Origin of the sequence: Actinocorallia longicatena (assembly GCF_039534125.1) — a bacterium.
Classification (GTDB): domain Bacteria; phylum Actinomycetota; class Actinomycetes; order Streptosporangiales; family Streptosporangiaceae; genus Actinocorallia; species Actinocorallia longicatena.
The window spans coordinates 208,247-234,190 of record NZ_BAAAUV010000008.1 but is presented as its reverse complement, the minus strand read 5'-3'; the positions used below and the strand labels follow the sequence as shown (position 1 = coordinate 234,190).

The 25,944-nt window shown below is 70.7% G+C and carries 25 protein-coding genes and 2 riboswitches; of the genes, 8 read left to right on the top strand and 17 right to left on the bottom strand.

Annotated elements, in window-relative coordinates; all coding sequences use genetic code 11:
* Nucleotides 1-36 precede the first annotated feature (36 nt).
* Together ABD785_RS18965 and ABD785_RS18960 are read left to right on the top strand one after the other, a co-directional pair.
* A complete protein-coding gene (locus ABD785_RS18965) occupies nt 37-705 on the top strand; it encodes a hypothetical protein (protein ID WP_344829837.1) in 669 nt (222 codons plus the stop codon).
* Complete coding sequence (locus ABD785_RS18960) at nt 706-3,162, top strand: AAA family ATPase (protein ID WP_344829834.1); 2,457 nt, start codon at nt 706-708, stop codon at nt 3,160-3,162.
* A gap of 87 nt (nt 3,163-3,249) precedes the next feature.
* Here the strand turns inward: ABD785_RS18960 and ABD785_RS18955 are convergent, their stop codons facing one another.
* From ABD785_RS18955 to ABD785_RS18945, 3 genes are all read right to left on the bottom strand, one after another.
* Complete coding sequence (locus tag ABD785_RS18955; protein ID WP_344829832.1) at nt 3,250-3,744, bottom strand: hypothetical protein; 495 nt, start codon at nt 3,742-3,744, stop codon at nt 3,250-3,252.
* Nucleotides 3,745-3,829: 85 nt separating this feature from the next.
* Nucleotides 3,830-4,975, bottom strand: coding sequence for a MacS family sensor histidine kinase (macS, locus tag ABD785_RS18950; protein ID WP_344829830.1), 1,146 nt, complete (start codon nt 4,973-4,975; stop codon nt 3,830-3,832).
* Between the two features lie 25 nt (nt 4,976-5,000).
* Nucleotides 5,001-5,639, bottom strand: a complete 639-nt coding sequence (locus ABD785_RS18945; RefSeq protein ID WP_344829828.1) for a lysophospholipid acyltransferase family protein — start codon at nt 5,637-5,639, stop codon at nt 5,001-5,003.
* A gap of 222 nt (nt 5,640-5,861) precedes the next feature.
* On the opposite strand from ABD785_RS18945, the gene ABD785_RS18940 reads away from it, so the two are divergent.
* Nucleotides 5,862-6,593, top strand: coding sequence for a hypothetical protein (locus ABD785_RS18940; RefSeq protein WP_344829827.1), 732 nt, complete (start codon nt 5,862-5,864; stop codon nt 6,591-6,593).
* Here ABD785_RS18940 and ABD785_RS18935 read toward each other — a convergent pair.
* The 7 genes from ABD785_RS18935 to ABD785_RS18905 form a co-directional block, all read right to left on the bottom strand.
* The gene (locus ABD785_RS18935; protein WP_344829825.1) at nt 6,590-7,624 is read right to left on the bottom strand and encodes a glycoside hydrolase domain-containing protein; all 1,035 of its coding nucleotides are present in this window, start codon (nt 7,622-7,624) and stop codon (nt 6,590-6,592) included. The genes ABD785_RS18940 and ABD785_RS18935 overlap by 4 nt on opposite strands.
* A 99-nt stretch (nt 7,625-7,723) precedes the next feature.
* Nucleotides 7,724-8,401 (bottom strand): endonuclease/exonuclease/phosphatase family protein, encoded by a 678-nt coding sequence (locus ABD785_RS18930; protein ID WP_344829822.1) that lies wholly within the window; start codon nt 8,399-8,401, stop codon nt 7,724-7,726.
* A gap of 3 nt (nt 8,402-8,404) precedes the next feature.
* Entirely contained in the window at nt 8,405-9,349 is a 945-nt protein-coding gene (locus ABD785_RS18925; RefSeq protein WP_344829819.1) for an ROK family glucokinase, read from the bottom strand.
* 51 nt (nt 9,350-9,400) lie between these two features.
* The gene (locus ABD785_RS18920) at nt 9,401-9,724 is read right to left on the bottom strand and encodes a hypothetical protein (protein WP_344829817.1); all 324 of its coding nucleotides are present in this window, start codon (nt 9,722-9,724) and stop codon (nt 9,401-9,403) included.
* Nucleotides 9,725-9,820: 96 nt separating this feature from the next.
* A complete protein-coding gene (locus ABD785_RS18915) occupies nt 9,821-10,261 on the bottom strand; it encodes an SRPBCC family protein (RefSeq protein ID WP_344829814.1) in 441 nt (146 codons plus the stop codon).
* A gap of 37 nt (nt 10,262-10,298) precedes the next feature.
* Nucleotides 10,299-11,072, bottom strand: coding sequence for a metallophosphoesterase family protein (locus ABD785_RS18910; protein ID WP_344829811.1), 774 nt, complete (start codon nt 11,070-11,072; stop codon nt 10,299-10,301).
* Nucleotides 11,073-11,085: 13 nt separating this feature from the next.
* Complete coding sequence (locus ABD785_RS18905; protein WP_344829807.1) at nt 11,086-11,745, bottom strand: copper homeostasis protein CutC; 660 nt, start codon at nt 11,743-11,745, stop codon at nt 11,086-11,088.
* Nucleotides 11,746-11,909: 164 nt separating this feature from the next.
* Between ABD785_RS18905 and ABD785_RS18900 the strand changes: the two genes are divergently transcribed.
* Both ABD785_RS18900 and ABD785_RS18895 read left to right on the top strand, forming a co-directional pair.
* Nucleotides 11,910-13,682, top strand: a complete 1,773-nt coding sequence (locus ABD785_RS18900; RefSeq protein WP_344829805.1) for an AMP-dependent synthetase/ligase — start codon at nt 11,910-11,912, stop codon at nt 13,680-13,682.
* 114 nt (nt 13,683-13,796) lie between these two features.
* Entirely contained in the window at nt 13,797-13,970 is a 174-nt protein-coding gene (locus ABD785_RS18895) for a hypothetical protein (RefSeq protein ID WP_344829803.1), read from the top strand.
* Nucleotides 13,971-14,071: 101 nt separating this feature from the next.
* On the opposite strand, the gene ABD785_RS18890 is transcribed toward ABD785_RS18895, so the two are convergent.
* From ABD785_RS18890 to ABD785_RS18865, 6 genes are all read right to left on the bottom strand, one after another.
* The gene (locus ABD785_RS18890; RefSeq protein ID WP_344829800.1) at nt 14,072-15,193 is read right to left on the bottom strand and encodes a glycosyltransferase family 4 protein; all 1,122 of its coding nucleotides are present in this window, start codon (nt 15,191-15,193) and stop codon (nt 14,072-14,074) included.
* A gap of 75 nt (nt 15,194-15,268) precedes the next feature.
* Nucleotides 15,269-16,441 (bottom strand): hypothetical protein, encoded by a 1,173-nt coding sequence (locus ABD785_RS18885; protein WP_344829798.1) that lies wholly within the window; start codon nt 16,439-16,441, stop codon nt 15,269-15,271.
* A 125-nt stretch (nt 16,442-16,566) separates the two neighbouring features.
* The gene (locus tag ABD785_RS18880) at nt 16,567-17,316 is read right to left on the bottom strand and encodes a CHAP domain-containing protein (protein ID WP_344829796.1); all 750 of its coding nucleotides are present in this window, start codon (nt 17,314-17,316) and stop codon (nt 16,567-16,569) included.
* 9 nt (nt 17,317-17,325) lie between these two features.
* Nucleotides 17,326-17,502, bottom strand: a riboswitch (cyclic di-AMP (ydaO/yuaA leader).
* Nucleotides 17,503-17,613: 111 nt separating this feature from the next.
* Complete coding sequence (locus ABD785_RS18875) at nt 17,614-18,102, bottom strand: C40 family peptidase (protein WP_344829793.1); 489 nt, start codon at nt 18,100-18,102, stop codon at nt 17,614-17,616.
* Nucleotides 18,103-18,194: 92 nt separating this feature from the next.
* A riboswitch (cyclic di-AMP (ydaO/yuaA leader) is annotated at nt 18,195-18,442 on the bottom strand.
* Between the two features lie 375 nt (nt 18,443-18,817).
* A complete protein-coding gene (locus tag ABD785_RS18870; protein WP_344829791.1) occupies nt 18,818-19,825 on the bottom strand; it encodes a C40 family peptidase in 1,008 nt (335 codons plus the stop codon).
* An 87-nt stretch (nt 19,826-19,912) separates the two neighbouring features.
* Entirely contained in the window at nt 19,913-21,181 is a 1,269-nt protein-coding gene (locus ABD785_RS18865) for an NYN domain-containing protein (protein WP_344829789.1), read from the bottom strand.
* Nucleotides 21,182-21,303: 122 nt separating this feature from the next.
* On the opposite strand from ABD785_RS18865, the gene ABD785_RS18860 reads away from it, so the two are divergent.
* Genes ABD785_RS18860 through ABD785_RS18850 form a run of 3 tightly spaced genes read left to right on the top strand, consistent with a single transcriptional unit; the run spans nt 21,304 to nt 24,188 of the window.
* Complete coding sequence (locus ABD785_RS18860; protein ID WP_344829787.1) at nt 21,304-23,064, top strand: DEDD exonuclease domain-containing protein; 1,761 nt, start codon at nt 21,304-21,306, stop codon at nt 23,062-23,064.
* Nucleotides 23,065-23,107: 43 nt separating this feature from the next.
* Entirely contained in the window at nt 23,108-23,854 is a 747-nt protein-coding gene (locus ABD785_RS18855) for a rhomboid family intramembrane serine protease (RefSeq protein WP_344830137.1), read from the top strand.
* A gap of 49 nt (nt 23,855-23,903) precedes the next feature.
* Nucleotides 23,904-24,188: an Lrp/AsnC family transcriptional regulator gene (locus tag ABD785_RS18850; protein WP_344829784.1), complete on the top strand. Its 285-nt coding sequence runs from the start codon at nt 23,904-23,906 to the stop codon at nt 24,186-24,188.
* A gap of 126 nt (nt 24,189-24,314) precedes the next feature.
* On the opposite strand, the gene qcrB is transcribed toward ABD785_RS18850, so the two are convergent.
* On the bottom strand, nt 24,315-25,943 hold the full coding sequence (gene qcrB / locus ABD785_RS18845; RefSeq protein WP_344829781.1) for a cytochrome bc1 complex cytochrome b subunit: 1,629 nt from the start codon (nt 25,941-25,943) through the stop codon (nt 24,315-24,317).
* Nucleotide 25,944 lies beyond the last annotated feature (1 nt).

Genomic DNA, 25,944 nt, shown 5'->3' with positions numbered 1-25,944 from the left:
TGAGCAATCAGTTACACCCCCCGCGGAGGTCCTCTGGTGCCCAGCGCGCGGCGCGCACTAGCCCTTGCCCTGCTGTCCCCCCTCGCCCTGACGCTCTCGGCCTGCGGGGACCCGTCCTATCACTACGTGAAGAACTCCGGCGACAAGACCTATTTCCGGGTGCCGGCGGAGTGGCACGAGATCGATGAGAAGTCGCTGAACTCCGCACTCAACGACACCGACCCCGACTCCGCCACGGCGGAGGTCATCGACAAGATCACCTGGTCCGTCGCCTACGACGCCGACGCCAAGCCCTCGGCCGCACACCTGCTCGGCCTCGGCAGCGACCAGCCCTTCGTCTACGCCACCGTACGCCGCCTCACCGACCCCGAGCAGGGCACGATCTCGCTGAACCATCTGCGCGACCTCTTCCTGCCCGTGACCGAGACGTCGCGGCAGACCGCCTCGGACAACGGCACGGGCCTGCGGGGGTTCGAGCTGCTCCGCGACGAGCTGCTGACCCCCGGACACGGGGTACGCGGGGTCCGGACGACCTACAACTACAGCGCCGCGCTCGGCGGCCTGCAGACGTTCGACCTGACCGCCTACGCCAGCGACGACGGCCACCTCTACTGGATGATCGTCCGATGCTCCGCCAAGTGCTTCAAAGATCGCAAGAGTGAGCTCGACGCGATCGCCGAATCGTTCACGGTGAGGAACACTTAAATGATCTTTCGGCGTAAGAGGCCGGAGGAAGTGCCGACGACCGAGCCGATGGCGGACGACCCCGTCGTCGCCGCGGACGCTGTGACCGTCGACGCTCCCGACGCCGAGCCGGCCGCTCTCCCCGGCCCCACCCGCAAGCGCCTCTCGCTCTTCGACCGCGTCAAGTACCTGCTCCTGCTCACCCTGGTCTGGTTCGCGCTGGTCTGGGCGTCGATGGCGGACAACCCGCTGCTGCCCTTCGGTGACGCCGCCCGTCAGCAGGCCCAGGACGCCCGCTGGGTGTTCGTGCTCGCCGGGCTCGAGCTGCTGCGGCAGATCCACTTCTTCCTGTCCGAGCGGTGGTCGCGCTACCACGTGTTCTGGACGGAGCGGATCTTCGGCGGCTTCGAGCGGCAGTCGACGCGCCGCCTGTCGCCCTGGACGCGCTTCCGCATCGGCAGGGTGATCACCTACCTGATCTGGCTCACCATCATCGCCGTGGTGATCGGCAAGGCCCGGGACACCTCACCCGTCCTGGCCCTGTTCCAGCTGCCGTCGCTCATCTGGCAGGCCATGCCGATGCTGATCCAGGTGCTGTTCATCCTGTTCATCGTCGTCGGGCAGTTCGCGGCGATCTTCTGGTTCCTGTCCAAGGGCGGCGTCGACGTCTACTACCCCGACGACATCAAGACCCGGTTCACCGACGTGTGGGGGCAGGACCACGTCCTGGAGCGCGTCCAGGAGAACATCCTGTTCCTGGAGAACCCCGAGGAGATCGAGGCCAAGGGCGGGTACGTGCCGGGCGGCATCCTGCTGTGGGGGCCTCCTGGGACGGGCAAGACCCTCATGGCGGAGGCCGTCGCCGGGCAGACGGGCAAGCCGTACGTGTTCGTCGACCCCGGCGCGTTCATCAACATGTTCATGGGCGTCGGCGTCCTGAAGGTCAAGGGGCTCTTCCGCAAGATCCGCAAGCTGTCGCTGCGGTACGGCGGCGTCATCGTCTTCTTCGACGAGGCCGACTCGCTGGGCCGCAGGTCGCTGCCCACCGGCACGGGACCGATGGGTCAGCCGGGCTTCTCCGCGGCCGGGAGCGCGGCGTTCCGGCACGCGGGCTGCAACGGCATGTCCTACCTGTCGGAGGACACCCGCTGGAAGCTCGCCTCGGGCGGCGGGCTGCCCGGCGGCACCCAGGACAAGATCGTCATGGGCGGCGGCATGGGCGGGGGCGGCGGCGACATGGGCACGCTGCAGGCCCTGCTCACCGAGATGTCCGGGCTGAAGAAGCCGCGCGGGTTCGTCAACCGGTACGTCCGCAGGGCGCTGGGGATGCGGCCGAAGCCGCCGCCCAAGTACCGGATCCTGATCATGATGGCCACGAACATGCCGAACGCCCTGGACGAGGCGCTGCTGCGTCCCGGCCGCATCGACCGGATCTACAAGGTCGGCTATCCGTCGAAGGCCGGCCGGGTCCGCACCTACAGGGGCTACTTCGACAAGGTCGACCACGAGCTGACCGACGACGAGCTCGACAAGCTCGCCACCGTGACGCCCTACGCCACCGGTGCGACGATCAAGGACCTCGTCAACGAGTCGCTGATCACCGCGATCCGGGCCGGGCGCGAGGTCATCACCTGGTCGGACGTCATGCACGCCAAGCGGCTCAAGCAGCTCGGCCCGCCCGAGGACGTCGAGTACATCGAGCGGGAGCGGCACGCCGTGGCGGTGCACGAGGCGTGCCACGCGGTCATGGCCTACAAGACCCGCAAGCACCTCGAGATCGACATCGCGACGATCGAGAAGGGCAGCGACTACCTCGGCATGGTCGCCAGCATCAAGCCGGAGGACCAGTTCACCCGGTGGCGCACGGAGTACGAGGCCGACATCCTCGTCTCGCTCGCGTCGCTGGCGGGAGAGCGGATGTTCTTCGGCGAGGACAACAGCTCGGGCGTCTCGGGCGACCTCGAGTCGGCGACGCTCGTCGCGGCCCTGATGGAGGCCTACTGGGGCATGGGCAGCGGCATCTCGTCGCTGACCGCTCTCCAGGGCCTCGGCATCGGCAGCCCGGGCAACGCCGAGCCGAAGGGCGGCCGCAAGGGCGGCGGCCTGGGCTTCGGAGCGACCCCCTCCAAGGCGCCCGACCCCACGGACGGCCGCCTGCCGGAGCGGATCGAGACGCTGCTGGTGAAGCTGCTGGAGAAGGCCGAGGAGATCCTCACCGAGGCCCGGGGCGAGGTCCTGGCCCTGGCGCACGCGCTGGAGACCCACAAGACCCTCACCGGGGACGACGTCCTGGCCGTCATCGACGGCCGCCAGGGCCCGCTGATCGACGGAACGGTCTACCAGGACCCGGAGTTCCGCGGCGACCTGGAGCAGTACCACCAGGCAGCCGTCGCCGCCCACGAGGGCCACACCAAGGTCAGGCTCGCCCTGCCCGCCCCGCGCGGGGCGGTCGGCTTCGAGGCCCCCGCCTCCGCCTGAACCGTCGAACGCCGCCGTCCCACCGGGGACGGCGGCGTTCGTGTTCCTCCCAGCCTCAGATCCTCCCAGCCTCAGATCCTGCCGGCCTCAGGTCCGGCTGGGGCTGGGGCTGGGCGACACGGTCAGGGGCGGCGCCGGGTTCGCCGTCGGCGCCTGCGGCTGCGGGGCGGGCACCGGCATCTCCTCGGGGTACCGGTTGAACCGCCGGAAACCCGGTCCCTGCTCGGGCACCGGGTAGGCCCTGCCCCAGCCGTCGCCCTGCCCGCCCCCGTACTGCCAGCGGCCGTCGGGGACGACCCGGACGAACGGGCGCTTGTGGTGCTCGGGGCCGCCGTCGTCGAAGGTCCCCGCGATCGCCACCACGCCGCCTCCGACGAGGCCGCCGACCAGGCCCGCCGCCAGCATGCCGAGCGCTCCGGCCGGGGCGAGGGTCCTGACCCGCTCGAACCTGCGGCGCGGCGGTGCCGCGACCGCGGCGGGCGCGGGCGCCGGTTCCGGGTCCGGGAGGGGATCGGGCTCGGGAGCGGGGGGCGGCGGAGGGGGGCTGCCGGCGACGGGCTTGCCGGGTTCGGGTTCGGTCATGTCTCGCTCCAGGATCCGGCGGCGCGAGATGAGAGGGTGCGCCGTCCGCTGGAACGATCGTCCTCTCCCCGACCTAAACCGGACGTTAGCTCCGCCGGGGGCGCGGGATCGTGAGTTCCAGATCGGTTCCGGCGCCCGGAGCGGTGGTGATCTCGACGGTGCCGCCGAGGTCGCGGACCCGGCCGCGGATCGACTGGTCGAGCCCCAGCCGCCCGGACGAGACGGCCTCGGCCATGCGTCCTTCGGGGATGCCGGGGCCGTCGTCGCGGACGCTGACCGTCACCCGGTCCCCGTCGTCCTCCAGCAGGATCCACACCGACGTCTCCGGCGGGCAGTGCCGCTCGACGTTGTCCAGCGCCGCCGAGACGGCCGCCGCCACCTCGCGGGCCGCCGGACCCGGCAGCGTGACGGGGGTCGCCGGGGCCGACACCTGGATCCGGGCGCCGGTGTGCGCGGTGAGCAGCGCCCTCAGGTCGGTGTCGCCGCTGCCGGAGATCTCCTCGGGGCGGGGCGCGCCGATCAGGGTCCGCAGCGCCGCCTCCTGCTCCCCGGCGAGCCTGCCGAGCTCGGCCGCCTCGCCCCCGGCCTCGCCGCCTCTGCGCTGGACCAGCGCGAGCACCTGGAGCACCGAGTCGTGGATGTCGCGGGCCAGCCGCTCGCGCTCCCGGGTCGCGGTCTCCACGGCGATGGCCCGGGCCAGCCTGGCCTCGCTGTCGAGCGCCAGCCTGGCCATGTAGCCGATCACGGCGCCGACCATGTACAGCAGCACGATCCCGTTGACCGTCGAGGCCGAGACGTGGTCGGCGTACAGCCCGCGCAGCGCCAGGTCGGGCACCGCGAGCACGGTCGCGGCGACCAGGCCGCCCCTGACCCCGCCCATCAGCGCCCACACCATGACCGGCGCGGCCACCCAGCTGACCGTCAGGTTCGCCCGGCCCTCGAAGAGGTTCGCCTGGTACTCCACGAATCCGGTGGCCAGCAGGCACAGTGCCGGGATCACCAGATCGGCCACGGCCAGCGCGCGCCGGCGCCGCTCGTCGCCGCGCCAGGCGGCCAGCCGGTAGGCGTGGATCGTGAAGGCCGTCCACAGCACCATCACCACGAGGACCGGCCAGGCCGCCCACGGACGGGCGTAGCCGGCGTCGTTGCGGACGATCAGGACGGCCGCGTAGCAGAGCGAGACGCCGCGGAACACCGCGATCGCCCGCCACAGGGCCGACTCGACGTTCACCCGGCCGTCCCCGCCGCCCGCCGCCCTACTCGTCGTCGTCCTTCGGGGCCCGGCCGGTCAGCTCGGCCCGGACGTCGGCGGCGTACCGGTCGCAGTACTCCTGGCCGGACAGGGCGCCGATCGCCTTCATGATCTGGTCGGTGACGGTCCGCAGCACCTCGCGGTCGTCCTCGCGGCCGTAGTACCGCGAGAAGTCCAGCGGCTCGCCGAACCGCACACCGGGACGGCCCGGCAGCCCGAACACCTTCGGCATCTGCCCGGACGGCATCAGCTCGAACGTGTTGATCATCGCCATCGGGATCACCGGCACCTTGGCCTGGAGGGCGAGGCGGGCGACGCCCGTCTTGCCCTTGAACAGCCGGTTGTCGGGGACGCGGGTGCCCTCGGGGTAGATGCCCAGGAGCTTGCCCTCCCCCAGCACCCGCAGCCCGGTCGACAGCGCCTCCTCCGAGGCCTTCCCGCCGGTCCTGTCGATGGGGATCACCCCGACGCCGCTGAAGAACGACTTCGTCAGGAATCCCTTGATCCCCTTGCCCGTGAAGTAGTCGCGCTTGCCGAGGAAGACGATCCTGCGGCGCAGCGGCCACGGGCCGAAGAAATGGTCGGCGAAGGACAGGTGGTTGCTGGCCAGGATCGCCGGGCCTGACTCCGGGACGTTGTCCATCCCACTGTTCTTCGGCCGCCATACGATGGTGAGAATGGGCCCCACGATGGCCTTGACGACCCACCAGAACATGGGATGCCGCCTCTCTCTTGACTACCGGCCGGACTCGAGTTGGCGTACATCTTCGCACGAGCCGGAGCATGCAGACGGATCGTGTCCCCTTGCACCGCGTGGGACGATTCACACCGTAGGCTCAAGGCATCAATGGAGGAGCTGAGGCAGGTGGAAGTGAACCGCCGTGAGAACGGTCTGTCAGCGGACGCCTACACGCCTCTGATCGATCTCGTGCCCGAGCTGGCAGATGACCTGCTGGCGGTGCTGCGCGAGGCCGGGATCGCCGCCTACGCCCTGCCGGGTGCGGGAGACGAGCCCGACCCCCTCGACCGGGTCCACTGCGATCTCGCCCGCAAGGACGAGGCCGAGGCGCTCCTGCACGAGCACATCCTGGGCGACCGGATCGCGCCCGGCGCGAACGCGACGACCGTGGAGACCCCGGCGCCCCCGCTCGACGACGACGCGATCTTCGCCGAGATCGTGGCCGGTTTCGGCGACACCCCGACCGACGTCCGCTGGCCCGACGAGGAGGACATCCGGCCGGAAGAGGACGGCGACTCCCCCGACGACAGGGCCGACACGACGGGCCGGATGCCGACCGCGAGGGTCGTGTTCTCCGCCGACAAGTCCGACGTCGAGGAGATGCCGGAGCCCGACGAGGACGGCCACTACGAGCCCCCGCCCCCGCCGCCGCTGCCCACCGGCGACCCGACCACCCGCCTGGCCTGGCTGTGCCTGATCGGCGGCCCCGCCTACATCCTGCTGACGGTCCTGCTCAACTGGGAGGCCCCCGGCTGGGCGGCCTTCCTGGCCGTCGCCGCCTTCATCGGCGGCTTCGTCACCCTGGTCCTGCGCATGGGCGACGAGCCCCGCGACGGCGACGACGGCGCCGTCATCTAGCGGGCGATCTTCAGGAAGGCCTTCTCGACCGTGACCGGGACGGTGCCGAAGTTCTGCACCTCGGCCCGGTACTTGTTCTTCTCGTTGAGGTAGACCAGGCCGGACAGCGCGTACTCGACCTTGGTGCCGTTGCCGACCTTGTCCTCGCCGACCAGGTCCTTGATCCGGTCGTTGGAGTCGCGCTCGTACTCGGTGATCGTCGGCTTGAGCTTCTCGCCGTCGGCCTGACCCGAGGCGACCAGGGAGAGCGTCACCACGTGGTAGGCGGTGTCCTTGGGCAGCCAGTCGGCGACGGCGCCGTCCTTGTGGATGCCCGACGGGTCGTCGTACTCCTTGTCGAACACGAGCGCCACCCGCGCTCCGGGGGCTATGGTCACGGCCTTGGTGCTGCCGAGGTTGATGAGAATCTTCAAGGGTCCGTCCTCCGCGGGGGATACGCCGACCTTCCACTGGCCGTAGTCGGCGCCGAATGCCCGGTCGTAGTCGACATCGGCGCCGTCGAGATCGACGCCGTTCCTGTACTGCTGGAGCAGCGCGCGCTCGTCCCACCGGCCACCGGACCAGGCGTAGGTCTGCCAGCCGTAGGTGATCTTCCGGGCGTCGAAGGCGCGCTTCATGGGGCCGTACCCGGCGTAGAGACCGATCCTGTCCCGGCCGATGACGCCCGCGGCACCGTCGAGGTAGGCGTGGATCTCGTCCTGCTGTGAGGCGGTCGCGTCGAAGTCGACCGCGAAGAAGATCGGGCGGTCGGCCGGCATCCCGAAGGACTTCGCCTGCGCGGCGGCGTCGCGCGCGTCCTGGGCCCCCGCCGCCCTTCCCGCGAGCGCGCGGGCGGCGGTGGTCTCCCAGACGACCACGATCCAGATTCCGGCCGCGGTGAGCGAGACCGCCTCGGCCCTGCTGAGGTTCTTGCTCGCCGAGTGCGACAGATAGCGGCACGCGAACTTCGCCCCGGCACGTTTCAGCGCGGCCACCGACGGGCGGGAGAAGGCGTAGTCCACTCCGAACACGGACGTCGCTTTTTCGCTCACAAGGTCGGACTTTAACCACATCAGGCGGTCTCTAACGCGGAAGTGCCGAAGGTTCACCCGGTGACACTTTGTTAGCTGACAGAGGCCGGGGTTGTGGAGTCAGGCCAGGGTCAGGCGGGCCAGAAGCGGCCGGTGGTCGGTGGCGAGCAGCACGTCCTCCTCCATCCCGCCCGGTACCCCGCAGCCCTCCACCCGCAGCCTCTTGTCAACGAAGACGCCGTCGATGCGCACCCGCGGCCGGTGGGCGCTGAAGGTCAGCTCCGCCCCCTCCGGCGCGACGGCGTAGGCGTCCTGGAAGGAGGCCGACAGCAGGTTCCAGGCGGCGCCGCCCGGCTCCTCGTTGAAGTCCCCGGCCAGCACGACCGGGACCGGCGAGGGCGCCAGCAGCCGGAGGATCTCCTGGACGTGCCTGAGCCTGGCCCCGGGCGCGAGGTCCAGATGGGTGGAGGCGACCGTCAGGTCCATCCCGCCGGCCCTGACCCTGGCCACGGCGAGGGCCCTGCGGTGCAGGGGCGGGCTCCAGCTCAGGAAGGTGTAACCGGCCCGCAGCAGCCGGACGTCCGGCCCGCCGAGGACGGCGAGCCCCGCGCTGCGGCGGCTGGACAGGACCCGCAGGCCGCAGGCCTCGGCCAGGGCGTCGCGCTGCCGCTTCCAGCCGAGGAACCGCGGCACCTCCTGGAGGCAGACGAGGTCGGGGCCGCAGGCCCGGATCACCCGGGCCGCGGCCTCGGCGTCGTCGCGCAGCGCCCTGAGGTTGTAGCTGAGGACCCTGAGCACGGCTCAGTCGCGGGCCAGGTCCGCGGCGCCCACGAGCCCCGCGTCCGGGCCGAGCTCGGCGATCCGCACATCCGCCAGGGTCCGGTAGCCGTGCCCGGTGACCTGCGCGGAGAAGGTCTTCTTGATCGGCTCCAGCAGGAGGTCGCCCGCCGCCGACAGTCCTCCGCCGATGATGAAGGCGCCCGGGTCGAGCGTGGCCGTGAGGTCGGCCATGCCCTGGCCGGTCCACTCCGCGACCGACTGGAAGCACTCCAGCGCCGCCGGGTCTCCCTCGCGGGCCGCCTCGGTGACGACGAGGCCGGTGATGGCTTCAAACGTTCCACCGGCGAGTTCCAGCAGCCTCTTGGCGCGGTGGGGCTCGACCCTGGCCAGATCGCGGGCCTCATGGGCGAGGGCGTTGCCGGAGGCGTACTGCTCCCAGCAGCCGCGGTTGCCGCAGCCACAGCGGCGGCCGTCCGGGACGACCCGCATGTGGCCGAACTCGGCCCCGATGCCGTACCGGCCCCGGTAGAGCTTGCCGTCGATGATGATCCCGCCGCCGATCCCGGTGCCCAGCGTGATGATCACGAGATGGGAGTCACCGCGTCCCGCGCCGAACTTGGCCTCGGCCCAGGCCGCGGTGTTGGCGTCGTTCTCGACGACGACCGGGAGACCGACCCGCCGCTCCACCTTCTCCTTGATCGGCTCGTCCCGCCAGGCGAGGTTGGGCGCGAACAGGACGGTGGACCGGCTCTCGTCGACGAACCCGGCGGCGCCGAGCCCGACCGCGCCGACCTTGTCGTGCTTCTTCTTGAGCAGCTGCACCACCTCGGAGATGACCTCGGCGGTCTCCTCCGGGTTCGTGGAGGGCGTGGGCCTGCGCAGCTTCTCGAGAATGCGCCCCTGCTCGTCGACCACCCCGGCGGCGACCTTCGTACCGCCCACGTCCACACCAATGGTCAGCGACATCGAACGCGCTCCTCCTCTTCCGGGCGGTTCCCGGCGCCCGGTTCGTCCTGATCAGCCGATGTCCATCGGCTCCTGATGCGCACCGCCGCCGCCGGTCTCCGACGTGCCCGGACGGGCGGGCCGTGAGCGTTCATACCCAGCCAGCACGTCCTGGAAGGCCGCGAAGAGCGACTGTCCGGCATCGACCACGTGGCTGACGACGTCCGGACCGCTGGACCTGGCCGCCTCGTACGCCCGGCAGGCCGGGCATCCGTGCGGGCAGGATCCCGCGGGCCGCTCCTCGCGGACCGCCTCGCTCCACACGTCACCGGGCTTGCCCCGGTCGTCGCCCATGCGGCGCCGGACGGTCTCGAAGAGCTTGAAAGCCTCGTCCAAGACATACCCAGGCTGGTCGGTCATGCGAACATCAACACCTCTGGTCGGGCCGTACCGTATCGTGCCGGAACGGTTACTGGCGGGTATACGGCAAGCTCACCGGCTCTCGACATGACGCTTGAGACCCTTCAGCGCGGCATCGATGATTATCTTCTCCGCCTTGCGCTTGAACATGCCGATCATCGGAATCTTCACGTCGACGGCGAGCTCATAGGTCACCTCCGTGCCACCGGACGCCCGATCCACGAGAACATAGCTGCCGTGCATGCCCGTGACGACGGAGCCGGGTTCGGCCAGGTCCCAGCGGAGCTCGTCGTCGCCGTTCCAGTGGCAGCGGACGCTGTAGGTGTCGCTGATCGGCCCGGAGGAGAGGGTCATCTTGACCGTCTCCGGACGGCCGTCGTCGTAGGTGCCGGTGATCACGGCCGACTTGATCCCGTCGGCCCAGGCCGGGTACGCGGGATAGTCGGCGATCACCGACATGATCACCTTCTTGTCCGCATCGATCGCGATGCTCGAACTGGTGCGGTCGGCCATTTTCTGTTTCCCTCCTCAACGCCCCAACATCCGGAGGTTACCCCGGCAGATCGAGAACGTAGGGACTGCCGGTGGAACGGAAGTGCCCCACGTTCACGCACTCGGTACGGCCGATCCGGACCCTTTGGGCCAGGGGCTGGTGAACATGGCCGAACAGGACGTACTTCGGCTGGGTCTCCCTGATCAGCTCCAGCACCGCCTCGCTTCCGCGTTCGAACCGGCGGGCGACGGTGTCGTACAGCAGTTCCGGGACGGCCGGAGGGATGTGGCAGCACAGGACGTCGACCCGGCCGACGGCGGCGACCTTCGCGGCGTAGACGTCGTCGTCGAGCTCGTAGGGGGTGCGGTACTCGGTGCGCAGCCCCCCGCCGACGAACCCGAAGGTCAGCCCGCCGATCTCCGTGGTCTGCCCGTCGAGGATCGTGTGGCCCTCGCGGGCGAACTCCGGCCACATCGCCGGCAGGTCGACGTTGCCGTAGGTCAGGTAGGCGGGGGCGGGCATCGCGGCGAAGAGCTCGGCGTACTGCGCGCGGCAGGCCCGCTCGATGTGCGGCCAGGGGTCGCCCTCGAGGGAGGCCCACTGCTGGCGCGAGAAGCGGCGGGCCTCGTCGAACCGCTTGCCGGCGCGCAGGGCGATGAAGTGGTCGGCGGCCTCGCGGCCGAACAGGTCGGCGAACATGCCCTGGGCGTGGTCCTCGTAGTCGACGAAGAGGATCAGGTCGCCGAGGCAGATGAGGGCGTCCGCGCCCTCTCCCGCCTTCGCCAGGGCGTCGGAACGGCCATGGACGTCGCTGACCACGTGGAGGCGCATGCCACCAATGTAACTACCCGGAAACGGTCAAGGACTTCCAGGTCGCGACCAGCCCGGGGTCGATCGGCGCGTCCCAGGAGCGCCCCTCGCGGACGGCCCCTCCCACGTGGAAGCCCGTGACGCCCGCGGCCAGGAGCCCCGGGACGTCCTCCGCGCCGAGGCCGCCACCGGCCAGGATCAGGGCGGCGTCGGCCTCCGCCCGGCGCAGGAGCGTCGCGAGGCCGTCCCGGACGGTCGTGGTGGAGCCGGAGGTGAGGATCTGGTCCAGTCCCGGCAGGCCGCGGACCTCGTCCCAGCCGCCGGCGGCCCGGTCGACCGCCCGGTGGAAGGTCCACGGGAGCGGGGAGACGGCCTCGGCGAGGGCGCGGGTCGCGGCGAGGTCGACCCGCCCGCCCTCGACGAACCCGAACACGAAGCCGTCGGCGCCCGCCTCGGCGAGGGCCGCGGCCGCGGCACGGAGCCGGTCGAGCTCGCGGGCGTCCGTGGCGAAGCCCGCGTTCGCCCGCAGCATGGCCCGGATCGGGAGGGAGACGGCCGCGCGGATCTCCGCGACCTCCGCGATCCCGGGGGTCAGGCCGTCGGCGGCCATGTCGGCCACGACCTCGAGCCGGTCCGCACCGCCCCGCTCGGCCGCGACGGCGTCCGCGACGGTCAGCGCGATGACTTCGAGCATGGAATCCCCCGAGATACGCTAATGAGGTGTTTTACCTGCTCAGCCTAGGGCAGCCGATGGACATGAACGGAGTGTGAACGTCGTCTCCGCGCCGCTGCCTACCAGTCGGTAGCAAGACGCGATACCGTCTACCAGCCCCACCCTGGATCATCTAAGGACCTTTCGTGCGCGAGTTCACCGTCCCCGCCCTGGTGGAAGTTCCCTCCGCCGCCACGATCACGGACGCGGTGTTCGACCGCGCCGCCCGCAACCCCGGGCAGATCGCCTTCCGCAGGCCGGAGGGCACCGGCTGGCGGCCGGTGACGATCGGCCAGTTCAAGAACGAGGTCGTGGCACTGGCCAAGGGCCTCGTCGCCGCCGGGATCCAGCCGGGCGACCGGGTCGCGCTGCTGTCCCGGACCCGTTACGAGTGGACCCTCACCGACTACGCGATCTGGACCGCGGGCGCCGTGACCGTCCCGATCTACGAGACCTCCTCCGTCGAGCAGATCACCTGGATCCTCGAGGACTCCGGCGCGGTCGCGCTGGTCGCCGAGACCGCGCAGCACGCCGCCGGGGCCCGTGAGGCCGGCGCCGAGCGCGTCCACGTCATCGACGAGGGCGGCCTGGACGAGCTGAGCGCGCTCGGCGCGGAGATCTCCGACGCCGACCTCGAGACCCGCAGGACCTCCCGCACCGGCGCCGACCTCGCCACCCTGATCTACACCTCCGGCACCACCGGACGCCCCAAGGGCTGCGAGCTGACCCACGCCAACTTCACCGTGCTGGGCCGCAACGCCATGGCGGGCGAGCTCGACCGGGTCCTCGGCCGGGCCGGCGGCTCCACCCTGCTGTTCCTGCCGCTCGCGCACGTGTTCGCGCGGCTGATCCAGACCCTGTCGGTCGAGGCCGGCGTCGTGATCGGGCACAGCCCGTCGATCGCGAACCTGCTGCCCGACCTCGGGTCGTTCAAGCCGACCTTCCTGCTCGCGGTCCCCCGGGTGTTCGAGAAGGTCTACAACGGCGCCGAGCAGAAGGCCGTCGCGGGCGGCAAGGGCAAGATCTTCGCCGCCGCCGCGGCCACCGCGATCGAGTACAGCAAGGCCGGGGAAAGGCCGGGCCTGGGCCTCAAGGTCAAGCACGCCGTGTTCGACCGCCTCGTCTACGGCAAGCTCCGCGACGCCGTGGGCGGCAACGTCACCCACGCGGTGTCGGGCGGCGCGGCCCTGGGCGAGCGCCTCGGCCACTTCTTCAACGGTGTCGGGATCACGATCCTCGAGGGCTACGGCCTCACCGAGACCACCGCCCCCGCGACCGTGAACACCCCGGCCGCGCTGCGGATCGGCACCGTCGGCAAGCCGCTGCCCGGCGTCTCGATCCGGATCGGCGCCGACGGCGAGATCATGGTCAAGGGCGTCAACGTGCTGCGCGGCTACTGGAACAACGAGGCCGCGACCAAGGAGGCGCTGGAGGACGGCTGGTTCCGCACCGGCGACCTCGGCTCCCTCGACGAGGACGGCTACCTCAAGGTCACCGGCCGCAAGAAGGAGATCCTGGTGACGGCCGGCGGCAAGAACGTCGCCCCGGCCCCGCTGGAGGACCGCGTCCGGGCCCACCCGCTGGTCAGCCAGTGCCTGGTCGTCGGCGACTCCAAGCCCTTCATCGGCGCGCTGATCACCCTTGACACCGAGGCGCTCGAGCCCTGGCAGCAGGCCAACGGCCTGGCCGGGAAGTCCCTCGCCGAGCTGGCCGGCGACCCCCGGGTCCGGGCCGAGCTCGACAAGGCCGTCGCCACCGCCAACGCCTCGGTCTCCAAGGCGGAGCAGATCAAGAAGTACCGGGTCCTGCCCGACGACTTCACGGTCGAGAACGAGTACCTGACCCCGTCCCTGAAGGTGAAGCGCCATCTGGTGATGCGCGACTTCGCCGCCGACGTGGAAGCCCTCTACGCCAAGTAGCCCCGCGCGAGGCCATGCCAAGAAGGTCCGACGATCTACCTTTTGTCGGTTCTCTCCTGGTGTGACCGCCGATAATACTGAGTGTTATCGGAAGGCCGGTTTCCGTGACCGGCCGTGGAAGGGGTGTTCCTGATGGGGCGGCTGTCGCGAAACGAGATGGAAGAAGGCACCCAGGCGGACAAGCGCCGGGCAGCGAAGAACAAGGTCAAGGCGCAGGCGGCGCACAAGACCGGCCGTCACGCGGCAGCCAAGAAGTCCCTCCCCCTCCGCCGCGGCCAGGGTCGCTGACCACTGGGCCACGGGCCGTCCCTGCTCCTCACCGCGGAGCAGGGGCGGCCCGTTCGCTTTCCCGGTTCACGTTCGCTTTCCCGTCCATGTCGCTTTCCGGGTCAGGTGAGCAGGGCGTCCAGGCGGGCGGCCTGGCGGGCCCAGGTCCACTCGTCCTCGACCCAGGAGCGGCCCCTGGCGCCGAGATCCCGGGCGCGGGCGGGGTCGGCGAGCAGATCGGCGACCGCCCCGGCGGTGGCGGGCACCGAGCGGCCGGGGACGACGACGCCGGTCTCGCCGGGCAGGACGGCGTCGGGAGCGCCGCCGGAGTCGCCCGCCACGACGGGCAGGCCGGTGGCGGAGGCCTCCAGGTACACGATCCCGAGACCCTCGACGTCGAGGCCGCGGCGGCGGGTGCGGCAGGGCATCGCGAAGACGTCGCCCGCGTCGTAGTGGGCGGGCAGCTCGCTCCAGGGCACCGACCCGGTGAGGACCACCGAGGAGGCGACCCCGTGCCGTTCGGCCAGCGCCTCCAGGTCCTCGCGGTAGGGGCCGCCGCCGACCAGCAGCAGGGCCGCCCCCGGCACCCGGCGCAGCACCTCGGGCCAGGCGCGGATCAGGGTGTCCTGGCCCTTGCGCGGCACCAGCCGGGACACGCAGACCGCCACCGGCCGCCCGGCCAGGCCGTGCCGCTGCCTGATCTCCTCGCCGCCCGCCCCGGCGTGGAAGGCCTTCACGTCGACGCCCGGTGCCAGCCGCTCCATCCGCGCGGCGGCCTGCGGCCGGAGCGCCGCCGCCATCCGTGAGCGGGTGTACTCCCCCAGGTAGGTCATGACGTCCAGGCCGTCGCCGATCCTGCGCAGCAGGGTCCGCGCGCCGGGAAGCTGGGCCCAGGCCGCCTCGTGCCCGTGGGTGATCCCGACCGCCCGGACGATCCCGTCGCGGCGCAGCGCGGGCGCGAGCAGCCCCAGCGGCGCGGACGCCCCGAAGAGCACCGCCTCACATCCCTCGGCCCTGACGATCTCCCGGGCCCGCCTCAGCACCGACGGCTCGGGCAGCATCAGCGACGTCGGATGCCGCACGACCGGGAACGGCTGGGCCGCGTCGAACTCCGCGGCGCCCTTCCACGACGGGGCGTAGACCACGACCGAGCCCTCGGGCCTGCGCAGCGCCAGGTTGTGCACGAACTGCTGGATCCCCCCGGCCCGCGGGGGAAAGTCGTTCGTGAGGATCAAGGTCTTCATCGCCTCCAGGATGCCATGTCCTCGACGGCGGCCGATCTCAGGCTCAAGGGGGTCATGAGCGGGATGGTGGCGCCCTCAGGACAGCTGAGACAGCACGTAGGCCCGCCATCTGGCGGTGAGATCGGTGATGCCGAGGACCTTCTTCACCGCGTCGCCCTCGGGGACGCGGCCCGCCTCCCGGTACAGGCGCAGCAGCGCGGCCTCGCCGTGCTCGGCGGCGATGAGGCGGCAGGCCAGCCAGGCCTCCTGGTAGGACTGGCTGAGCCGGGGGAAGCCCGAGGCGAACGCCTCGCGGGCGGGCAGCGCCGAGGGCCGGTAGCCCTTCGCGACCGAGGCGGCGAGTTCCTTGGCGGCCTCGCGGACCGGGGTGCCGGTGCCGCGGTAGCCGACGTAGTCGGCGAAGCCCTCGACCAGCCACATCGGGGTCGTGGTGTCGGCGGCCGCGTTCAGCGCCACATGGGTGAGCTCGTGGGTCAGCACGACCCTGCGGCCGAGGGCGTTGACCCGCCTCCACACCTCGGGGGAGATCAACAGCCGGGACGGCCCCGGCGTGCCGCCGGTGTTCGCCGGCGCCGCGGCCAGCGCGACGATCTCCGACAGGTCCTGCCCGCCCGCCAGGACGCTCGCCCGCTCCGCGTCGGCGGGGACCAGCGCCACCGCCCGGCGCGCCCATCCGCCGCCGACCACGGCCGACACCAGCGGGACGGAGCGGTCGAGCTGGGCGGCGATCTCCCCGAGCGGGCCCTCCCCCAGCACCAGGCTGTGCCTGCCGGTCACGCTCCGGACCCGGCCGGACGTCCAGATCTCGGGGTCGTCGTGACGTTCGCCACCGTCGCCGGTGATCAGGCCGCCGCGGTGCCGGAGGTAGGCGGTGTGAACGGCGTCGGCGGTGTCGAAGCCGCGCAGCCGGTAGGTCAGGCTGAGCGTGACCAGATCCCCGGAGGAGGCCGTGACGCTCTCCCGCCAGGAGGCGAAGGGGATCGCGCTGAGCGCGTCGAACCGCTCCTCCTCGCGGGCCAGGAAGCCGACGGAGTCCGGGGCGATCGTCGCCAGGAAGGCGGCTTTGTCCCGGCCGAGCACCGCCCGGGACCTCCGGGCCAGCAGGGCGTCCAGCGCGGCGGGGTCGGCGGCGGGCGCGGCGGCCGGGCGCGGGCGCTCCGCGGCGCAGGCGGCGACGGCCAGCACCGCGGCCGCGGCGAGCAGGCGGCGGCGGGAGAAGGCCGAGTGCCCCGGCGGGTTGGCTGCCATGAGCAGCGATCCTACGACCGCCCGCGCGATGGTCGGCCGCCGCCCGGACCGGCGCAAGCCGGACATGAGGAGGCGAGGCCCCCGCCGGGGGGCAGGCGGGGCCGTCGCGGGTCGGTCTCCGCGGGTCAGGAGGCCTTGTAGTCCGGGTAGCCGTAGCCGACGATCTGGCCGGCGCTGCGGGTCTTGAGCTGCACCCGGTTGCCGGTGTTGCCCTCGATCGTGTTGATCTTGCCGTTCGAGGTGCCGGTCACGATGCCGACGTGCTCGATGGCGTCGAGGCTCTTGGAGCCGCCCCAGTCGAAGAAGACGATGGCGCCGGCCTTGGGGGTCGTGCCCCACTTGCCGTTGGCCTTGAACCACTTGGCGTGGGCGACGGTCCAGGCGTCCTGGCCGACGATGCTCTGGGCGCCGACCTCGCTCGCCGTCCAGGAGACGAACATGTCGCACCAGCTGGCCTTGAGGTAGCCCTTGCGGTCGCCGCCGTCGCGGGCGATGGTCTCGGCGGCGCGGGAGGTCTTGGAGTACCAGTGGGCGAACTTGGTCTCGCCCTTGCCGTCCTCCTTCTGGCCGAGCTGCGACTTCGCCTTGGCGATCATCTGGGCCGCGGTGACCTCGGCGGCCTTCTGCGCGGCGGGGGCGGCGGCCTTGGCGCCGGGCTTCACCACGGTGCCGGCGGGCTTGCCCGCGGTGGTCATGCTGCCGGTCTCGGGGACGGGCATCTGCGGCAGGGCCGCGGCCTTGGCCGCGAGGGCCGGCTGGGCGGGGGTGTCCGCGTGGGCGGACATCGCGAAGGTGCTGGCGAGGGCGGCGCCGGCGACGAGACCGCCGGTGATCTTCAGCGACAGGTGGGCGTGCTTACGGTGACGTCCGGACATGCGTTTGACTCCTGGTTTCCATGCCGCCTACCGGGTTAGCTGACGGATTCGGGCCTGGAAAAGCCCTACGGAGAGGAGGCGGAAGGTTCCGGCCTCGGTCTCCGATTCACCCCGTGTCCTGGACGCCCTGCGTCCGGACGAGTGGGTCCCCGGCTCCGCTTGATGCGGACTCGGCGGGAGGACGGCCCCTGAGGGGTCGCGTCCCGCGGTCAGTTAGAGAAAAGTCGATCGGGGGCGCCGGGCACGGAAATGCCGGAGGGTTGTGGCATTTCCGCGCCCGGAGCCTGCACGGGCGGTCTAGAAGGGGCGGACCGCGCCGTTGAACGAGCGCTTGCGGTACTTGTCGAGCAGCACCTGGCGAACATGGTCACCCGTACGAGGCGAGTGGATCATGTAGACCTTCTTGCCGACGACCTTGGAGACAAGGCCGACGTGGCTGCGGCCGCCGTAGAAGAACACCAGGTCGCCAGGGGCGAGGTTCTTCCACGAGACCTTGTTGTGAACGGCGCGGTAGATGGAACCGGTCGTCCGGGGCAGCTTCACGCCCGCCTTGCGGTAGGCGTAACCGACGAGCCCGGAGCAGTCGAAGGAGTTGGGGCCGGCCGCACCGTAGCGGTAGGGCTTGCCCTTCTTCTTCTTCGCCACGGCGATCGCCTTGAAGGCGGTCTTCTGCCGCTGCGACCAGGACTTCTTCTTCTTGACCTTCTTGACCTTCGTCACCGCGGCGGTCTTTTCGACCGTCGCCGCCTGCGCCTGCGCCGGAACGGCGATGGCGGGCGTGAGCACCGCGGACGCGGCGAGCAGGCCGGTGGCCAGCTTGACGCGACGTGAGCGGTCAGACGAGGGCAGGCGGATGCCAAGGTTGCGAGACAGGGGAATCTCCTTCTTCCTTGCGCCTACCGGGTTAGCTGACGGGTTCGGACCGGAAGTTCGTCCTACGGCCACCCATCGCGGTGAGCGCCGACTCCATGTCGAGTCACGAGCGCTCAGCTGCCGGGCGGCCGATTCACCCCGGGGTTCCGCGGGCATGGCTCACACCGTTTGGGGGCGATGTGGGGTGCTCACGGGGATTGGGTCCCCGGCTCCGCTCCCTTTCGTCAGGGAGTGGACTCGGCGCTGTCGCTTCGACCCGAGGGCGTGATGAGGCCCAGACGGAACCCCTTGTGGTTCCGTCGCAGTCGAGCGACTACGGGTTTTGTTGTGTGATGCCGACCTTCGGGATGTCTGCCCTGCGCCTCCATGCGCGGCCCTGACGTCGTCTACGACATCGGCTCTCGGGACAGTCCTGTCGACCATGCTTGACCGAAGCAAGCTTTTATCACTACGGCGCCTGGAGGACGCCGCTCGTCTGCAACGCTTGGATAACGCTGCGGACGCTTTTGAAGGTACCAAAGAACCGCGGAAAGGCAAACGCGGCGCAAAAACGCGTCTGCGCAGGTGAAGCGGGCTTTGGCCGGAAAGTGATCCAGGTCTCACCCTGTGACCCGTGTAACACGGGGGGTTACGGACGTCCGCCACCGACGAATCGGGACCTGTAGTACCCGGAGGAGATCGAGACCACCGACACGAAGGTCCCGGTGTGCGGGGCGTGGATCATCTTGCCGTTGCCCACGTAGAGGCCCACATGGCCGAGGCCGGAGAAGAAGACCAGGTCGCCCGGCTCGAGGTTGTCGAAGGAGATGCGGTGGTTTGAGGTCACCGAATACTGCGAGGCGGCGTTGTGCGGCAGGGATACACCTGCGGCCTTCCAGGCCATCATGGTCAGACCCGAGCAGTCGAACCGGCTGGGGCCCGACTGGCCGTAGCCGTAGGGCTTGCCCTTCTGGGCGAAGGCGTAGTCGAGGGCCTTGCGGGCGTTGCCGCTGGCGGGGCCGGTGTAGGTGCCGCCGACCGGCGGGAGCTTGCCCGGCGCGGGATCGGGGTCGACACCGAGGCGGCGCAGCAGCTTCTCCTGCTTGACGACCTGCTTGTCGATGTCGGTCTTCTGGTCCTTGATCTCCTTGACCTTGGTCTGGACCGTGTTCAGCGCCTCCTGGGCGTGGCCCTTCTCCCGCTCGCGGCGCTGCGCGGCGTTGAGGAACTCGCGGATCTTGTCGCCGCGGGTGGAGGAGAGCTGGGAGAACAGGGCGACCTGGTCCAGCAGGATCTGCGGGTCGGAGTTGGAGACGAGGGTGGAGACCGAGGTCATGTCGCCGGACTTGTAGGCGTCCTGGGCCATCTGGACGATGCCGACCCGGGCCTTGTCGAAGTTGGCGTTCTCGCGGTCGGCGGCGCGCTTGGCGGCGTCCATCTTGCGGCGGGCGATCTTCAGGTCGCCGTTGGCCTTGTTCAGCTTGTCGACCAGAAGATCGACCTGGTCGTTCAGCTTCTCGAGGTCCTTCTTCGCCTGCGCCTTGGTGGGCTCGGGCGCGGCGTGCGCCGCCTCGCCCATCCCGGGCAGGGACCAGGCCAGCGCGAGGGCAAGGCAGACAGCGGCCCAGCGGCGCGGTTGCTGACGATCGATGACCACGGCTGACGGACGCCCCTTCTCACACTGCTTGTCAGCCGTTGACCTTAGTGAGAAACCTCTCCTGCCTCAACCTAAACGCCGGATTTGTCAAAATCTTCCGAGGCGCTTGAGGAGCAGCGACGCGGTCGCCGGACGTCCCCCCGCACGGCGGGCCGAGGCCGCCACCTCCTGGTCGGAGGAGACCACGACCACGGCGCGGCCCGGCGGCTCGACCTTGAGCAGCTCGCCGATCAGGTCGTCGGCGATCTGGCCGGGCCTGCTGAACAGCACCCGGACGCCCCGCGGCGCCTGGACGGCGATGTGGCCGTCCAGGGAGGCCCCGTCGAAGACGCAGGTGATCTCGGCATGGGTCTGGGCCGCCAGGCCGCCCAGCCCGCTGATCAGCCGGTTGCGCTGGTCGGCCAGCGGCAGCTCGCCGTAGCCCGTCTTGGTGACGTTGTAGCCGTCGACGATCAGGTGGACGTGCGGCAGGGCCAGCACCTGATTGAACAGCTGCGGGTCGTTCTCCGACAGCGAGCGCCCGGCGGCGGGCGCGGCGGAGGGGTCCACTCCCCCGGCCAGGTCGGCCGGGCGCAGGATCACGGCGGGAAGGTTCAGCTCGCTCCGCACGCCCTGCGCGGCCTCCACGAGGGTGTCGAGCAGCAGCCGGAGCCGGATGTCCTCGAGCTTGCGGCCCTCGCGGGCGGCCTTGCGGTTGCTCTCCAGGGCGGCCTCGGCCTGGCCCAGCTTGGCCCGCAGCCCCTTCAGCTCCTTGTCCGCTGCGCCGAGCGCGGTCAGGGTCTCGGCCCGGTCGGTGTTGTGGCGCTTCTCGACGTTCTCGGCCCGCTCCCGGGCGGCCTTGGCGGTCCGCTTCTCGTCATGCAGCCTGCGCCGGAGGTCGGCGATCTCGGTGCGGGCCTCCTTCAGCTCGCTCCGCATCCTCTCCAGCTCCTCGCTGCGGGCCGTCCTGGCCTCCGCGAGCTGATCTCTGAGGGCGGCGACCGTCCGGGCCGTCTCGGCCTCCTGGGCCGCGCCGGCGACCCGCTCCAGCTCCGCCCGGGCCGTCTCGACGTGCTCGGTCCAGCCCCGGGGCCGCAGCAGGTAGGCGAGGGCGGCCAGGCGGACCGGATCGGCGGCCGCGGGGACCTCTCCGGCCTCCAGCGCCGCGCACAGTTCCGGCTGGCCGTCGCGCAGCGGCCTGGCGACCTTGTCGCGGAAGGCGGCGTTGGTCTCCAGCTGCCCGGCGATGGGCACCGCGCCCTGCTTGGCGCGGCTCTGCGGCCGGAACCGGGCGATCTGCCGGAGCGGCACCGGGATCTCGTCCGCCGGGAGGTTCCCGAGCACCTCGGCAGCCGCCTCCACGACGATCAGGCGCACCGCTTCGGGGAGCGGTCGGTGGAGGCGTTCCTCGGCGTCGATGGTCGTGCTCCTTCGAACGATGCGGTGGTTCCCCTAGGTTGCCACGGGTTTTGTCAGAGGGTGGCCCTAGCGTGCCGAACATGCACTCTGTTGAGGGGACATCGGGCGCCGGGAGGCCGTCGGCGGTCCAGGGGACCCTGGCGGACCTGGGCACCCCGCTCGCCGACGTCACCTTCGTCGTCGTCGACCTCGAGACCACCGGCGGCTCACCGGCCGAGTCGGGCATCACCGAGATCGGGGCCGTGAAGGTCACCGGCGGCCGGGTCGTCGGCGAGTTCGGCACCCTCGTCGACTGCGGGCTCGCCATCCCGCCCTTCATCACCGTGCTGACCGGCATCACCCAGCAGATGGTCACGGCCGCGCCCAAGGTCGCCGAGGTGATCCCCAGCTTCCTGGAGTTCGCCTCCGGCTCGGTGCTCGTGGCCCACAACGCGCCCTTCGACATCGGCTTCCTGAAGGCCGCCTGCGCCCAGCTCGGCTACGCCTGGCCCGCCTTCCCCGTCCTCGACACCGCCGATCTCGCCCGCCGGGTGCTGACCAGGGACGAGGTGCCCAACCGGCGGCTCGGCACCCTGGCCCGCTTCTTCGGCGCCTCGACCACCCCCAACCACCGGGCGCTGGCCGACGCCCGCGCCACCGTCGACGTGCTGCACGGGCTGATCGAGCGGCTCGGCTCGTTCGGCGTCACCTCCTTCGAGGAGGCCAAGTCCTTCGCCAAGACCCCGACCCCCGAGCAGCAGGCCAAGCGGTACCTGGCCGACACGGTGCCGAACGGTCCCGGCGTCTACGTCTTCGAGGACCACGAGGGCGAGCCCCTCTACATCGGCAAGAGCGGCGACCTGCGCACCCGGGTCCGCTCCTACTTCACCGCTTCGGAGACCCGCGGCCGGATCAGGGAGATGATCGGGATCGCGGTCCGTGTCCGCACGATCCCGTGCGCGACCGGGCTCGAGGCCGAGGTCAGGGAGCTCCGGCTGATCGCCGAGCACAAGCCGCGCTACAACCGCCGCTCGAAGTTCCCCGAACGGGCGCTCTGGCTGAAGCTGACCGTCGAGCCCTTCCCGCGCCTGTCGGTCGTGCGGGAGTGCAAGGACGACGAGAGCTCCTATCTGGGACCGTTCCCGAACACCCGGATCGCCGAGGAGGCGCGGGCCGCGCTGTACGAGACCAGCCCGATCCGGCAGTGCACCCAGCCGCTGACCCTGCGGAAGATCGAGGCGGGCAAGGCCAAGGTGTGCGCGCTCGCCGACCTCGGCCGGTGCGGCGCCCCCTGCGACGGCCGCGAGTCCGAGGAGGCCTACGCCGCCCATGTCGACCTGGCCAGGACCGTCATCGACCAGGACGTCCGCCCGGTCGTCGAGGCGGCCCGCTCCCGGATCGAGCGGCTCGCCGCCGAACTGCGCTACGAGGAGGCGGCGGTGCAGCGCGACCGGCTCGCCGCGTTCCTGCGCGCCGCCACCCGCACCCAGCGCTACAGCGCGCTGGCGAAGATCCCCCAGCTCGTGGCGGCCAAGCCCGCCTTCGGCGGCGGCTGGGACCTGGCCGTCATCCGCCGCGGCCGGCTCGCGGGCAGCGGCACCATCGCCCCCGACGCCACCCACTACCGCCCCTCCGTCGACGCCTGCATCGCCACCGCCGAGACCGTCCTGCCCTCCGCCGACCGCTACCCGGCCAGCCCCGAGGAGATGGAGTGCCTGCTGCGCTGGCTCGACACCCCGGGCGCCCGCCTGGTCGAGGTCGAGGGCGTCTGGGCCTGCCCGGCCGGCGGCGCCGAGCGCATGCGCGCCTGGATCGAGGGCGCCTACACCGTTCCCGTGCCCCGTCAAGGTCAGGGTCGTTGACACGGCCGGACGGTGCCCAAGCGTTAGGGTGGCGCGTGTGGCGATGCCCCTCTACGACAACCAGCCGACCCGGCGGGCTCCGCTCGTCACCTATGTCCTGATCGCGCTGAACTTCGGGATCTTCCTGCTGACGCCGATGGCGAGCCTCGGGCACCGGGACGACGGACCCCACGCGCTGGCCTGCGACCGGGCGGTGTTCATCCAGGAGTACGGGGCCATCCCCCGGGAGCTGACGAGCAACGACGCACTGCCCGTCCCGGCCGACATCGCCGAGGAGTGCGGCGAGGCCTCCTACGCCAAGTCGCCGTTCCTGTCGGCGCTGACGTCGATGTTCCTGCACAGCGGCTGGCTGCACATGTTCGGCAACATGGTCTACCTGTTCGTCTTCGGGCAGGCCACCGAGGACCGGATGGGGCGCCTGCGCTATCTGCTCTTCTACCTGATCTGCGGCTACGCCGCCGCCTACGGGTTCGCCGCGACCTATCCGCACTCGGAGGTCCCGCTCATCGGCGCCTCCGGCGCGATCGCGGGCGTCCTGGGGTCCCACCTGGTGCTCTTCCCCCGATCCAAGACCATCGCCCTGGTGTCGGGGATCATCCCCTTCCGGCTGCCCGCCTGGGTCATCCTCGGCCAGTTCTTCATCCTGCAGTGGCTCAGCCTGGGCGCCTCCGACGACAACGTCGCCTACGTCGCCCACATCTACGGTTTCCTCGCGGGCGCCGCCCTCGGCCTCCTGGCCCGCACCCCCTGGGCCACCCGCCGCGCAGCCCTCCTCACCGGCCGCCACTGAGGCCGCCGCCACTAAAGTCGGGAAGGTCTGCAACGAAGGAGGCCTTTCCATGATCACTGCCATCGTCCTCATCCAGGCGGAGGTGGACCGCATCCCCGAGGTCGCCGAGGAGATCGTCAAGCTCGACGGCGTCAGCGAGGTCTACTCCATCACCGGCGACAACGACCTGCTGGCCATGGTCCGCGTCACCCGCCACGAGGAGATAGCCGAGGTCGTGCCCGGCCGGATCAACAAGATCAAGGGTGTCCTGCACACCGAGACGCACATCGCCTTCCGCACCTACTCCCGTCACGACCTGGACGCCGTCTTCTCCGTCGGCCTGCCCGAGGCGTAGACGCCGGCGGTCCGCCCGGCCCGCACGCATGACGAAGGCCCGGCCTCCCTCTCGGGTGGCCGGGCCTCGTCGTGTAACAGTGCTGTCGAATAACAGTGCTGTCGTGTGGCAGTGCCGCTCGCGCGGCTAGCGGGTGAGCTCCTCGTGGTGCTCGTGCTCGATCGCCGCGTGCTCGTCCTCGTGGTGGCCCTCGACGACCGGGACGGTGTCCTTGTTCCACCACATGTTGATGCGCGTCCGCAGGTGTCCCATCGGGCCCTTGGCCCGCTTGGCCGGGACGCCGTTGGAGTCCAGGGAGGCCAGCGGCGGGGCGGGCTCCTCCTTGGACAGGAGCTTGGCCTGCTCGGACGGCGGCGCGACCTTGTGGACCTCTTCGAACTTGCCCTCGGGCGACATCGTGATGATGCCCGCCTCGTAGCCGTGGGCCATCGTCGCCGAGTCACTGCGCTGGAGGCCCAGGCAGATGCGCTTGGTGATGATGAAGGCCAGGACCGGGCCGACGAAGATCGCCACGCGGAAGAAGTACGTCGTCGCGTACAGCGAGACGTGGAACTTGTCCGCGACGACGTCGTTGGCGCCGGCGACCCAGAGCAGGCCGTAGAAGGAGACCATCGCCATGCCCGCGCTGGTGCGGGTCGGGGCGTTGCGCGGGCGGTCGTTGACGTGGTGGTACCGGTGGTCGCCGGTCACCCAGCGCTCGATCCACGGCCACAGGCCCGCGCCGGTGAAGATGATGCCCAGCGGCACGAGGGCCGGGATGAGCACGTTCAGCGACAGGGTGTGGCCCAGCGCCGTGATCTCCCAGTTCGGCATGAGCCGCAGCGCGCCCTCGAGGACGCCCATGTAGAAGTCGGGCTGCGAGCCCGCCGAGATGGCCGACGGGTCGTAGGGCCCGAACAGCCAGATCGGGTTGATCTGGGCGAAGGTCGCCAGCAGCGCGATCACCGCGAAGGTGAACAGGAAGTAGGCGCCGGTCTTGGCCATGAACACCGGGTAGAACGGGTAGCCCGTCACCTTGTGCTCGGTGCCGCCGGTGCCCGGCATCTGGGTGTGCTTCTGGTGCCACATGATCATCATGTGCGCCGTCACCAGGGCGAGGATGATGCCCGGGATCAGCAGGATGTGCAGCGTGAACATCCGCGGGATGATCGCCTCGCCGGGGAACTCCCCGCCGAACAGGAACATGTAGATGTAGGTGCCGACCACCGGGATCGACTCCGCCACACCCTGGGTGATCCGCAGGCCCGTGCCGGACAGCAGGTCGTCCGGGAGCGAGTAGCCGAACAGGCCCTCGACCATGCCCAGCGTGAACAGGCCCAGGCCGATCAGCCAGTTGAGCTCACGCGGCTTGCGGTAGGCGCCCGTGAAGAACACGCGCAGCATGTGCACCATCAGGGACGCCATGAACAGGATGGCGGCCCAGTGGTGGATCTGCCGCATGAGCAGTCCGCCGCGGACGTCGAAGGTGATGTCGAGCGTGGAGGCGTAGGCCTCGGACATCTTCACACCCGCGAGCGGGTGGTAGGAGCCGTGGTAGTAGACCTCGGTCATGCTCGGCTTGAACCAGAGCGTCAGGAACGTCCCGGTCAGCAGCAGGATGATGAACGAGTAGAGCGCGATCTCGCCCAGCATGAAGGACCAGTGGTCCGGAAAGACCTTCTTCACGTTCCGCTTGAGGAACCCGACGGTCGAGAGGCGATCGTCGATGAAGTTGATCGGACCGGCCACGGCCTTCGGCAGCTCTTCGTTAGCCATG